The 13,066-nt window shown below is 34.2% G+C and carries 12 protein-coding genes; 9 read left to right on the top strand and 3 right to left on the bottom strand.

Going from position 1 to position 13,066, the window contains the following annotated elements:
* Positions 1-2 precede the first annotated feature (2 nt).
* Genes VB798_RS12865 through VB798_RS12850 form a run of 4 tightly spaced genes read left to right on the top strand, consistent with a single transcriptional unit; the run spans position 3 to position 2,805 of the window.
* Positions 3-578: a 1-acyl-sn-glycerol-3-phosphate acyltransferase gene (locus VB798_RS12865; RefSeq protein WP_323258906.1), complete on the top strand. Its 576-nt coding sequence runs from the start codon at positions 3-5 to the stop codon at positions 576-578.
* Between the two features lies 1 nt (position 579).
* Entirely contained in the window at positions 580-1,068 is a 489-nt protein-coding gene (locus VB798_RS12860; RefSeq protein WP_323258904.1) for a GNAT family N-acetyltransferase, read from the top strand.
* Between the two features lie 12 nt (positions 1,069-1,080).
* The gene (locus VB798_RS12855; RefSeq protein WP_323258902.1) at positions 1,081-1,530 is read left to right on the top strand and encodes a LexA family protein; all 450 of its coding nucleotides are present in this window, start codon (positions 1,081-1,083) and stop codon (positions 1,528-1,530) included.
* A gap of 3 nt (positions 1,531-1,533) precedes the next feature.
* Positions 1,534-2,805, top strand: a complete 1,272-nt coding sequence (locus tag VB798_RS12850; protein ID WP_323258900.1) for a Y-family DNA polymerase — start codon at positions 1,534-1,536, stop codon at positions 2,803-2,805.
* Between the two features lie 14 nt (positions 2,806-2,819).
* Here VB798_RS12850 and VB798_RS12845 read toward each other — a convergent pair whose 3' ends face one another.
* The gene (locus VB798_RS12845; RefSeq protein ID WP_323258898.1) at positions 2,820-3,692 is read right to left on the bottom strand and encodes an Rpn family recombination-promoting nuclease/putative transposase; all 873 of its coding nucleotides are present in this window, start codon (positions 3,690-3,692) and stop codon (positions 2,820-2,822) included.
* Between the two features lie 64 nt (positions 3,693-3,756).
* Positions 3,757-4,875 (bottom strand): LysM peptidoglycan-binding domain-containing protein, encoded by a 1,119-nt coding sequence (locus VB798_RS12840; RefSeq protein WP_323258896.1) that lies wholly within the window; start codon positions 4,873-4,875, stop codon positions 3,757-3,759.
* 289 nt (positions 4,876-5,164) lie between these two features.
* Here VB798_RS12840 and VB798_RS12835 point away from each other — a divergent pair, with 289 nt between their 5' ends.
* From VB798_RS12835 to VB798_RS12825, 3 genes are all read left to right on the top strand, one after another.
* Positions 5,165-6,592 carry an alpha-L-fucosidase gene (locus VB798_RS12835; protein ID WP_323258895.1) on the top strand — a complete coding sequence of 476 codons (1,428 nt, stop codon included), beginning with the start codon at positions 5,165-5,167 and terminating at the stop codon, positions 6,590-6,592.
* A 7-nt stretch (positions 6,593-6,599) separates the two neighbouring features.
* Positions 6,600-8,096 carry an alpha-L-fucosidase gene (locus VB798_RS12830; RefSeq protein WP_323258893.1) on the top strand — a complete coding sequence of 499 codons (1,497 nt, stop codon included), beginning with the start codon at positions 6,600-6,602 and terminating at the stop codon, positions 8,094-8,096.
* Positions 8,097-8,365: 269 nt separating this feature from the next.
* Positions 8,366-9,391, top strand: a complete 1,026-nt coding sequence (locus VB798_RS12825) for a sialidase family protein (RefSeq protein ID WP_323258891.1) — start codon at positions 8,366-8,368, stop codon at positions 9,389-9,391.
* Between the two features lie 52 nt (positions 9,392-9,443).
* Here VB798_RS12825 and VB798_RS12820 read toward each other — a convergent pair whose 3' ends face one another.
* Positions 9,444-10,739, bottom strand: coding sequence for a DUF3300 domain-containing protein (locus VB798_RS12820; protein WP_323258889.1), 1,296 nt, complete (start codon positions 10,737-10,739; stop codon positions 9,444-9,446).
* Positions 10,740-11,106: 367 nt separating this feature from the next.
* Between VB798_RS12820 and VB798_RS12815 the strand changes: the two genes are divergently transcribed.
* On the top strand, positions 11,107-12,033 hold the full coding sequence (locus VB798_RS12815) for a universal stress protein (RefSeq protein ID WP_323258887.1): 927 nt from the start codon (positions 11,107-11,109) through the stop codon (positions 12,031-12,033).
* 89 nt (positions 12,034-12,122) lie between these two features.
* Complete coding sequence (locus tag VB798_RS12810; protein WP_323258885.1) at positions 12,123-13,028, top strand: universal stress protein; 906 nt, start codon at positions 12,123-12,125, stop codon at positions 13,026-13,028.
* Positions 13,029-13,066: the final 38 nt, after the last annotated feature.

Here is a 13,066-nt window from a genome sequence, read left to right as displayed (position 1 = left end):
TCATGTTAAAATTCATAGGTCAACTCATTCTACAATTTTCAGGCTGGAAAGCTATTGATAATACACCTAATGGCGTAAAATCTTACCCACGTGCGGTCATCATCGCAGCACCTCATACTTCCAATTGGGACTATCTCTACTGCATGGCAGCTATCTATTCTGTAGAACTTCCCATTCGGTATTTAGCAAAAGATTCGCTCTTTAAATTTCCTTTAGGAATACTTATGCGTGCTTTAGGCGGCATTCCTGTCAATAGAAAGCAAAAAAACAATTTGGTGGACGAAATGGCTAAATTATTGAGCGATTCAAACAAAAACGCACATTTGATTGTTCCTGCGGAAGGAACACGCTCATACACAAGCGAATGGAAATCAGGATTTTACCATATTGCAGTAAAAGCACAAGTACCCATTGTATTAGGTTTTTTAGATTTCAAGAAAAAAGAAGCTGGCTTTTTAGATGTATTCTATCCAACAGGAAATTATGCAACAGATTTGGTTGAAATTCAAAAATATTACTTGAATATTACACCAAAATATCCTGCGCTATTTTCATTAAAAGACCAAAAATTTGATTAAAATGAGTAATTATAACATTGAAAAAGCTCAATTACAAGATTTGTCCATCATTCAACAAATTGCGAATGAAACTTGGAGACCCACTTACGGAAGTATTTTAACGGAAGAACAAACTTTATTTATGCTAGAAATGATGTACAGTACTGCATCATTAACCAAACAATTCGAGACTAATCATTTTTATATTTTCACTGATAACGAAAAACCTGTAGGATTTTCAGGCATTGAGAAAATTGGGCAAATGATAAAATTACACAAGATTTACTTCTTGCCAGAAACACAAGGAAAAGGTTTTGGAAAAATCATGATTGCAGAAATTGTAAAAATAGCGCAAAACGAAAATTGTGAATTCATTGAACTGAACGTTAACAGAAACAACAAAGCAAGAAATTTCTATGAAAAATTGGGTTTTGAAGTATTTAAAGAAGTAGATGTTAATATTGGAAATGATTTCTGGATGAACGATTATGTAATGCGTAAACCCGTTTAATAAGCCAAGTCAATGAATCTAAAAGCCATTAATACTAAAGGTAAATTAAGAATTTATGCCCTTTCGAATGAAACTTCTTTAGCTTTACCGCTCATCGAAGGAGGTATCAGTGCTGGTTTCCCTTCGCCTGCAGCAGATTTTTTAGATTCCACTATCGACCTCAATAAGTACTTAATCAAACATCCTTCTACTACTTTTATTGCTATTACAGATGGCGTTTCTATGACAGACGCTGGCATTGCTGATAAAGATTTGCTAATTGTAGATAAATCACTTGAACCATCAGACGGTAAAATTGCAGTTTGCATTTTGAATGGTGAATTTGTTTTGAAACGCTTGAAAGTTGACAAAGACGGCATTTGGCTGATGCCTGCCAACGAAAATTATAAGCCTACAAAAATTACAGAATATCACGATTTTGAAATTTGGGGAATTGTTACTTTTTCCATTCAAAAGCATTAAAATATGTTTGCTTTAGTTGATTGTAATAATTTTTACGCATCCTGCGAAAGAGTTTTTCAGCCTAAACTGAGAAACCAGCCTATTGCTATACTTTCGAACAATGATGGTTGTGTGATTTCCAGAAGTAACGAAGCCAAAAATGCAGGAGTGCCAATGGGTGCGCCAGCTTATAAATTCCAAGATTTTTTCGAGAAAAAGAAGATTCATGTACTTTCTTCCAATTATGCACTTTATGGAGATATGAGTAATCGTGTAATGAATCTACTAGCAGAGTTTACACCTGACATTGAGATTTACAGTATCGACGAAGCTTTTCTAAAATTTGAAGGCTTTGAAAAATACTTTGATTTGCAGGAATATGGCAAACAGATTCGTTACAGAGTAACCAAAGGCACAGGAATTCCTATCAGTGTTGGCATTGCTCCTACCAAAGCCCTTTCAAAAGTAGCGAATAATATTGCTAAAAAATTTCCAGAAAAAACAGGCAACGTTTATGTAATTGATACAGATGAAAAACGTATCAAAGCCTTAAAATGGTTGGCGATAGAAGCTGTTTGGGGAATTGGCTATAAACTTGCGAAACGTTTGAAAGCTGTAGAAATACAAACCGCTTTTGATTTTGTAAATTGTAAAGAAGAATGGGTAAAAAAAGAAATGGGAGTTGTTGGACTTCGTTTATACAAAGAATTACAAGGAATAAATTGTTTAGACCTCGACGAAGTAGCTGACAAAAGGAACATCGCAACCACCAGAAGTTTTGAAACCAATTATAAAGACTACGAACTTATCAAAGAAAGAATAGTCACTTTTACAGTAAGCTGTGCTGAGAAATTAAGAAAACAAAAAGCTTGTTGCAATGCGATTGTAGTTTTTCTTCGTACCAACAGTCATAGAAAAGAATTAGCACAATATAACAGAAGCCATTTTCTTGCATTACCGTTTCCAACGAATTCCAACATAGAATTAGCCAAATTTGCGACAGAAGCCTTAGATAAGATTTTCAAAAAAGGTTTTGAATATAAAAAAGCTGGAGTAATTCTAACAGATTTTAGCCCGGAAGGCTCTCAACAAATGAATCTCTTTGAAAACAGCAATCCAAAACACAAAAAGCTAATGGAAACTGTTGATAAAATTAACAGAAAAATGGGCGCAATTAAAGTAAAATTAGCTACACAAGATTTAAAACGTACTTGGAAAATGAAACAAGAGAAATTATCACCCAAATACACCACTAAAATTGCCGATGCAATTAAAGTAAAGGCTCTAGATTTTTAATTTCTCTTGCTTAATCACTTTTCTTTATGGAGTTTTTCTTGAATGTTTTTTACGAAGTCTAGTGAGACGTTTGCAAGTATTGAACATTGCTCAAGAGTGAGCCCCATATTCAAAGCATTGGTAACTGTTTCTGTTTTGTCAACTAATCTTATCTCTTCAATCTTTTTATTTTCATTTTTAACAGCTAAAGCATTTGCTGAAATTGCCATTTCAAAAGCTAATTTTTGCTCAACTGTCATAGCTCTTAAATCGACTTCATGAATAGCTTTTTTAAGCCACTCCTCATCCCAAAATGCTGGAAACTGCGATGTCTCTGTAACTGTGTGCAAAGTTTTCATTGTATAAATTAATTTCTCTAAATCTGTTTGAATATCAGCTATTTGCTTAGTAAACTTAGCTAATTCTATTGTTATAAACGTCATTTGGTCATCAATAATTTCATTTTTATCATTTCTCAATACAGCAATATTATGAAATTGTTTTATTGAAGGAAAAATATTGACAGCCAAAATCCCTATACAATAAATTTTAGTCAAATCTTCAAATTTATATGCCCCTTTCTTGACCATTGTATTAAAGCGATGTAAGGCATAAAATTTCATTCGTTGAATAAATTCTGGATAATCACTCAATTGCATTTCTACAATAAAATGATTATTGTTTTCATCAATACAAGCGATGTCATAAATACCACTACGGCTATCAATTGTTATGGCATTCATTTCATTTTTAATAAACTCTATTGTTTTAATTGGTATAGGTGAATCAATTAGGGCTTGTAAAGCTTTTTTTAGAAAAGTAGTATCTTCTTCATTTCCAAAAGTTACCTTAAAACCGTAATCAGATAAAATTGAAATAAATCGGCTATTATCGTTATAAATTTCCATTAGCTTAAAATTCAAAAAGTGTCAATTTCAATTGGTAAATAAGAATTTGTCTATTCTAATTAATCTACTTCTCAAAACTAAATCCACTATCCAAAATTTTCAATACTCTTTGCTTTTTCCATGCTTCTGCGTCGTTCATTGCTACTTTTTCAACGATATTTCTTTCGTCTAAACTTGAAATATCTGAACTTCCAGATTCAGATAAAACTTGTTCAATCGCCTTTTTTAATACTGCTAAAGAACCGCTCAGACCACGATTTACGGCTAAATCTACTCTGAAAGCAATTCCGCCTTCAGTACTCATAATTTGATTTAAAGAATAAGCATTCCCAAAAATTGAAATCATTACCGAAGATGAAACTGCTTTGAAAACATATTCTTCTAAAGCAATTTCTACTTGTACGCAAATCATAGTTGGTCTGAAAGCACTGGCAATAAATGCGCCTGTCAATCTTAAATCGTTGGCTACTTCTAAATATGCGGCATCGCCTTCTTTCGTACCGCCATTGGTTTCTACTTGAAAAATCGGCGTTCCGAAACTTTTAATGTCCATTCCATATTGCGAGAAACATTCATTAAAAACGTCTTCATCTCTTTCTTTCAATCGTGCTAATACTCTGGTAAGCATCGAACCACTAGCCACTGCACCTGTAAACTGAATAAAACCAAATGAAAAAATGGCTTTGTCATAGCTATTGACGGCATCAAAACAGCCTTCATTTTTAGAAATATATTTCAGAATATCTGCATAAAAAGGTTCTTGACAAATATCCAGAAACATATTTTTATTTTCATCAAAGCTAGATTTTCCTGCATAACTTACTCCTCTCGGATTTACTTGATTGGGCGAAGGATATACATCACGCATTGTTCCCGTTTGCATAAAGCCATCTGGACTAGGAAAACTAATTACATAAGTACTGTAAGAACCTTTGTTTTCTTGCTGTACTTGAAATACTTGTCGGCGTTGGAAAACTGAGTTTCCATAATCTGCTACAGCATTAAAAGGTTCATCATTTGAGGAATTGTTCTCTGAAAAAGAATCAGAATCAACCACTAAAACCTGTCCGATAGATAAATTAGTTGAAACTAAACCATTCAATGCTGTAAGTTGATCTACTGAAATTCCGTATTTTTTTGAGATACTGTAAAGTGTTTCCTTGGGCTGGACTGTGTGTGTCATTTTGTCATAGTTAGTTTTAAGATTGTATCTAAAATTAACTAAAATAAAATTTTCAATGGTTCTAAGTTCAAAATAATTATTAAGCGGTAACAAGACGACAAAACCTTTATTTATTTTTACTTAAAATGCAATATATTTCCGATTTTAAAAATAAATCAAATATTTTCGTAATTTAGTAAATCAAAACAGGTATAATATTAGCAAATACTCTTTAGTTAAAGAGTTTATTGATTAATGACAAAATACGAGTACAACTTTTGTCTTATTATCCTTTATAAAATCTATCGTTATGTTAAAAAAAATAAGTATTTTACTTAGTCTTTCTTTTTCCATTCATTTCCAAACATCAGCGCAAGGAAATATTCATCAAGCCTCCACTGAGTACCAATATCCAACAGACCCATTGGTGAGAGAAAAATTAGAAACTTGGCGAGACCAAAAATTCGGAATGATTATTCACTGGGGTTTATATGCCGTTCCGGGCATTATTGAATCTTGGGAATTATGTTCGGAAGACTGGATTAGTCGTGACAGTACGCAAACTTATGATGACTATAAAAAATGGTATTGGGGTTTGAACAAGAAGTTTAATCCAACCAATTTCAACCCAGACCAATGGGCTGGTGCTGCCAAAGATGCGGGAATGAAATATGTGGTTTTTACGACGAAACACCACGATGGTTTTTCAATGTTTGATACCAAATATTCTGATTTTAAAATTTCAAACGGACCTTTTGCACAAAATCCTAAAGCAGACGTTGCCAAATATGTATTTGAGGCTTTCAGAAAACAGAATTTTATGATTGGTGCCTACTTCTCGAAACCAGATTGGCATTCAGAGTACTTCTGGTGGAATCGTTATGCAACGCCAGACCGCAATGCCAATTATGATATTCGTAAAAATCCTTGGCGTTGGAACAAATTCAAAGAGTTTTCTTATAACCAAATTCAGGAATTAATGACTGGCTACGGAAAAATGGATATTCTTTGGCTTGATGGCGGTTGGGTGCGTCCTTTAGATACAGTTACGGATGAAGTAAGAGCTTGGGGAGCTGCCATTCCAGCATTTAGCCAAGAAATTGATATGCCAAAAATTGCTTCGATGGCTCGTAAAAATCAACCTGGTTTATTAGTCGTTGATAGAACTGTTCATGGAGAATTTGAAAATTACAGAACGCCAGAACAAAGTATTCCTGCCACAAAATCAGACACTCCTTGGGAAAGTTGTATTACTTTAGGCGGTGCTTGGGGTTATGTACCAAATGATAATTTTAAATCAGCCACCAAAGTAGTACATACTTTGATTGAAGTCGTTGCCAAAGGCGGAAGTTTATTGTTGGGTGTTGGACCTGGAGCTGATGGTACTTTGAACGACATTCAAATTGCTCGTTTGAAAGAAATTGGTACTTGGTTGAATGCCAACGGAGAAGCCATTTACAATACCAGAACTACGGATATTTACAGAGATGGGGAAACATTTTTCACGAAAGGAAAAGATAATTCAATTTATGCTTTAGTAAGATTGCCAGAAGACCAAGCCATTAACCCAACCATTACTTGGACGGGCAATGTACCAGCAAAAGGCGCAAAAGTAATTTTATTAAGCGAAAAAGTAGCCGTAAAATGGAAAGCCGAAGGCGATAAAGTAAGCGTTACTTTACCTGCTTCTTTCTTGAAAAAGTATAAAAATTATCCAAGTTTGGCTTTTAAATACTAATAATATTATGAAAAATGCTCTGATTTTATCCATTCCTTTTTTACTATTTTCTCAGCAAAACCACGCTTCTACTTTTCCAAAGTTAAGCGAGCCAGTGGTAAAGAAAACAAGTAAAAAAGTGGTTTCAGCTCCAAAACCAGTATATCCAATTCCTACAAAAGACCAATTGTCCTATCAGGAAATGGAAACCAATGCTTTTATCCATTTTACAACCAATACTTTTACAGATTTGGAATGGGGAAATGGAGACGAAAGTCCAGCGATATTTAATCCAACGGCTTTGGATGCCAACCAATGGATAAGTACTTTGAAAGAAACTGGTTTTAAAGGAGCGATTCTTACTTGTAAGCATCACGATGGTTTTACGCTTTGGCCGAGTAAGTACACAGAGCATTCTATCAAAAACAGTCCTTACAAAGGTGGAAAAGGCGATGTAGTAAAAGAAACGGCAGAAGCTTGTAAGAAATTCGGCGTAAAATTTGGCGTTTACTTATCACCGTGGGATAGAAACCATGCTGATTATGGCAAACCAGAATACATTACTTATTACCGAAACCAGTTGAAGGAATTGTTTAGTAATTACAAACCCGTTTTTGAATTATGGTTTGATGGTGCAAACGGCGGAACTGGCTATTATGGTGGAGCAAGAGAAGCACGCAAAATCGACGGAAAAACCTATTACGATTGGCAAAATACGATTCCGATGGTGAGAAAAATGCAACCTGATGTTATCTTTTTTAGTGATGCGGGGCCAGAAATACGTTGGTGTGGCAATGAAAGAGGTATTGCAGGCGAAACCAATTGGAATAATATTACGCCTGATAGTTTGTATGCAGGAAAAGCTGGGATTGAACAATTGTTGAATACAGGCTCAGAAAATGGTACTGTTTGGATTCCGAGTGAAATTGATGTTTCTATTCGTCCGGGTTGGTTTTATCATGCCTCAGAAGATGATAAAGTAAAATCTGCGGAGCGATTATTTGAAATTTATTTGAGTTCAGTAGGTAGAGGTTCAAACTTGTTACTGAACATTCCACCAGATCGCCGTGGACTTTTCCATGAAAACGATGTAAAAGCCTTGAAAGGTTTTAAAGCAATTTTAGACAAAGAATTTAAAACTAATTTGGCTTTAAAAGCTCCTGCAAGAGCAAGTGCAGTACGTGGGAATGCTCCTCAATTTTCAGCAAAAAATGTAGTTGATGGCAATAAAGAAACCTACTGGACAACCGATGACGAACAGAAATCTGGCAGTTTAGAAATTAATTTAGGCGCAAATAAAGCCGTAAAATATGTACTCTTGCAAGAATACATCAAACTTGGACAAAGAGTAAAAAGCTTTACTATTGAAGTTTGGAAAAATAACACTTGGCAAGAAGTTGCCTCAGCGACAACAATTGGTTATAAAAGAATCTTGAAATTAGATGGCGTTGAAACCAGTAAAGTTAGAATCAACATCAAAGATGCAAAGGCTTGTCCTGTGATTTCTAATGTGGCGGTTTATTAAGGTTAGCTTTGAGCCTTGAGCAATGAGCTTTGAGCTTTTTTATTTTGCTCAAAGCTCAAGGCTAATTGCCCAAAGCTACAAAATGATGTTCAGTGAATAAATTGATTACACAGAGTTTAGCGGAGTTTTAAGAGTTTCACAGAGTTATTGTATTCTTTGTCAATGATATAAAAAATCACTCTTAATAAAATAATCACTCAATCACTAACTCACTAATTCACAACTATTTAAAATCACTCAATCACTAACTCACTCATTAACAATTATATATGAAACCCCTAACCTTACTTTTCTTATGTTTTTCGTTCAGTATGTTTTCGCAACCGAAAGCAACATTGGTGAAGACTGAAAATATTTTTGCTGTCCCTCCTACTCCTGCTTGTCATGCTTCCACAATTGTTGAGTTATCTAAAAATACCTTTATGGCTTCATGGTTTGGCGGAAAGTATGAAAGTAGCCCCGACGTTGGCATTTGGATTGCTACCAACGAAAAAGGCAAATGGAGCGAAGCCAAACAAATTGCAAATGGCATTATCAACGATACACTAAGATACCCTTGTTGGAATCCAGTTTTGTTCAAAACCAAAGCAGGTAAACTTTTACTTTTTTATAAAGTAGGCAAAAACCCAAGAGAATGGTGGGGAATGAAAATGACTTCTGACGACAATGGCAAACATTGGACCAAAGCAGAAAAGCTTCCAGAAGGAATATTAGGGCCAATCAAAAACAAGCCTTTTCAATTAGCCAACGGAGAAATTTTATTTCCTTCAAGTACTGAAAGTTTGGATGAAAAAGTATGGAATATTCATCTTGAAAAGTCAGATAAAAATGCCAAAACCTTCAAAAAAATCAACATCGCTTGCGATACTTTTGGTGTAATTCAACCAAGTATTTTACAGTACTCAGGCAATAAATTACAGTTACTTTGTCGCTCACGCCAAAATGCCATTGTACAAACTTGGTCGAGTGACAATGGAAATACTTGGTCGCCATTAACGCTTACAAATTTGCCCAATCCCAATTCTGGAACAGATGCTACTACTTTAAAAAATGGTTTACAAGTATTAGTGTATAATCCACTTAAAAAAGGAGCAGATTGGTTTAATGGTCGCTATAAATTAAATGTAGCTATTTCAAAAAATGGTACAGATTGGCAAGAAGTTTATACTTTAGAAGATGAAAAAGAAGGCGAATTTAGCTATCCAGCCATTATTCAAAGTGCAGACGGATTGGTACATATTACTTATACGGCTAATCGAAAAAACATTAAACATATCGTTTTAAAAATCAATTAATAGTATTTCAACAAAAAAGGTGTTGCCGAATTCAGCAACACCTTTTTTGTTTTTAGCGACGACGTCCCCCACCACTAAAACTTCTTCCTCCGCCACCTCCAAAGCTACTTCTATTTCCTCCACTATAGCTTCTGTTCTGAAAACTATTGTAAGAATTATTACTTTGTCGGTAGTTTTGATTACCACGATTATAATTTCCATTGCTTCTATAAGCATCATAATAATTACGTGAGCCAGCTACCATACCATTATTCACATATCGTGGCTGGCGAACGATTACGTTACGATAATAATTTCCAAAATGGTTATATAAATATGGGTAGTTCATGTAATATCCTCCATTATAAAACCAGTTAGAAAAACCATAGGCAGGGAAAGCACTAAAACCAAAACCGCCAAAACCATAAGACAAACCGAAACTTCCCCAATAAGCACCTGGATACCAAAGTGCTGAACCATACCAATATGGATAACCAAACCAATAAGAATATGGATTAGCGTAGCCATAATTACCATTATAAACTACTTGTCCGTTTGGTAAAATATAGCCGTTACTTCTTGCAAAATCTTTCGCAGCTTGATTCAACTCTTGTTTTGCTTGAGGATTGTTTTCCAATTCTTTTTTATAAGCTGCCATTTGCGCTTGATTTTGTATCATCAAACTATCGTGCAAACTTGCCAATTGGCTTGTCAAACCTTCTTTATCAGCTAGATATTGTTGCCCTAATTTAGTCGTCAAATCAAGATTATCTGTCAATAAAGCCAATACATCTGGATATTGAAACAGTTTTTTGAAAGCACCTTGGGTTGGACTATCCAAATTTTGAATCGCTTTATTAAAACTTTCTTGGGCTTGAAGATTTAATTTATCAGCTTCAATTAAATCCTCTTTGTGATGACGATACAAACGCCAAGCGGCAGTTTCTAGGTTTTCGTCATTATTAGGTAATAGTTTTTTGATGTCATCTCTGCTTTGTCCAGCTGGCAATGTAGCTAAAGTATGCGCTAATTCAGGGAAACGAGTAAGCTCATAAAACCAGCCTTGTTTTTTCTGACTGAAATCACTGATGAGTCCTTGAAAAGAAGCTTGTGTTTGGTTTTTCTCTTGCTGTAATTGTGAAAGTGTTTGTGGAAATTGACTCACCAATAAAATTGCCTGACGCACATCTGAATCATAGGATGCTACAGAATTTTGCATTCCTTTATCAGTTTCAAGTTGATTGGTCTGGCTAAAAGCATTGATATTAATGGATAATATAATTGCCATTAATAATGAAGTAGGAAGAATCCAACGCAATTGTGCGATTCTTCTAGTGGCTATGCCACCAAAAATCATGTTAGTTTTCATACTCTTTCTTTATTAAACGTTGTTTTAAATCGAATACTGCAATGCTATTTTCTTCAATCCGACCATCTTGTAAATAATACTTTTGCATATAATGCTATGTATTCAGAAGGATTTTAGAAAAATTTTGATGTTAAAAGGAAACGTTTTTTCAAAGATGAAAGAGTATGAATTAATGCTTATTAAGTGGTTAATCAAATAAAAAACGGACATTCTATCTGCTTTATTTTGAAATCGTAATAAAATTATTTTCTAAGCAAATTCTAATCTTAGATTAAGCTGTCATTAAGTTGCGAGTTTCAAATTTGCATTGTCAAAACGGTTTTTACCTCATCGTTTAATTATTTTCCAACCTAAAACTCATACAATTATGGATACATTAGCAGTTCAGAAAATACTTGTTCCGATTGACTTTAGCGATTCATCTATGAATGCCCTTCACACCGCTATTGAAGTAGCGAAAGGTCAACAAGCACAATTAATTTTGTTGCACATTGTCAATATTAATCCATTGTTAGATATTGATGATGGTAAGATGATTAATGATGCTAATTTGCAAGATCACCTCGATACTCATCATACCAATCTTAGAAAATTAGCAGATAAAATAACCCACGAAGAATTTATTGATTGCAGAGCATTTATCAGAACTGGCTTGGTGCATTCAGAAATAGTAAGAGCGGCTGTTGATTTTTATGCAGATTTAATCATTATGGGAAAACATGGTTTATCAGGTATTAGTGAATTTTTGATTGGCTCAAATACATTTAATGTACTGAAAAATGCTTTTTGTCCAGTACTTACCATTCCATCTCATCAAAAATTTGAAGCTTTCAAAACAGTGGTTTACCCAATTCGTCCTGTAGAAGGCGCTTTAGAAAAATATGATTTAGCCAGAAATATTGTTCGTGAAAACAATGCCGAATTAGTGGTGATAGGTTTATTAGATAATGCCGATAAAAAAAGCTTTGAAATGCTCAATTCAGAAACGGCACAACTTAATAAAAAACTCAAAGAAGATAAAATGGAAGCACAGACCTACTATTATTACTGTAATTCTGTAGCAGAAAAAGTACTTGAAAAAACAAGTGATTTCATGGCTGATTTACTGATTATCACTGCTACAATCGACCGTCAGATTCAAGATTATGTAATAGGCCCATTTGCAAAGCAAATCCTGCATTATGCAAGAGTACCCGTTTTGTCAATTCGTTCGAAATCTTCAAAAAATACCGATATTAGTTCAGTGGATAGTCATGATAATCATTATCCTGCATCAATGCTTGGAATTATATAATAAAATATGCATAAGAACCATTAATTAGTTATAATTTAATTATCAAATTATCCTCAGAGTGATTAATACCACCTTAAATTTCTAAAGTCATGGAAAATCTTAGTATCAACAACATTTTAGTTCCTATTGACTACAGTAAAACATCATTAAATGCACTGGATTATGTTGTCAATTTGAGTCACAATTATCAATCAACACTTCATTTATTGCATATCATCGACCCTGATACTTATTTGAGTATCAGTGAAAATGGATTAGAACTGGATTTAAGTCGAGAAAGTATTATTCAACGAGAAAAAAGGAAATTGGCAAAATTAGCTGATTCAATTGCTGAAAAAGAGCAATTAAATGTTTATTTCCATTGTGTTGTTGGAGAAGTAGTCAGAGAAATCATCCACATCGCTGAACAAATTTCGGCTGATATGATAGTGATGGGCACGCATGGCATTTCTGGTTTCAAATCATTTTTTATGGGAACGAATGCCTTTGAGGTAAGTAAAAAATCATCTTGCCCAGTACTCACAATTCCGACTGGTAAAAAATGGAGAAATTTTGAAAAAGTACTTTTCCCAGTGCGTACAATTCCGAATGCTTTGCACAAGTATGAATTCGCCAAAAAAATTATTGCGAAACATCAATCCGAACTCGTCATTCTGGCTTTATTGGATAACGACAGTGCGAAAAAAACAAATTATTTAGACCAAGAATTAAAGACTTTGAATGAAAAATTGATAGAAGACAACATCAAAGGTTATTCTATTTTTTCTTACACGGATTCACTTGCTTACACGGCACTGAAGAAATCGGATGAATTAGAAGTCGATTTAATGATTATTACAGCAGATTTCAATTACTCTATCGAAGATTATTTTGTTGGTCCTTTCGCTCAACAAGTACTAAATCATGCTAAAATTCCTATTTTGTCGATAAGACCACAAGAAAGTACTTTAGTAACAGAGAAAGAATTGGTCAATGAGAATCATGATAAACAGTAAATAAAAACAAGAGTCATCCCGAATTTTGTGATTTTAAA

It is taken from the genome of Arcicella lustrica (genome assembly GCF_034930985.1).
In the GTDB taxonomy this organism is placed as follows: domain Bacteria; phylum Bacteroidota; class Bacteroidia; order Cytophagales; family Spirosomataceae; genus Arcicella; species Arcicella lustrica.
Note: the sequence above shows the minus strand (reverse complement) of the source record. Positions and strands in the feature narration are given on the sequence as shown.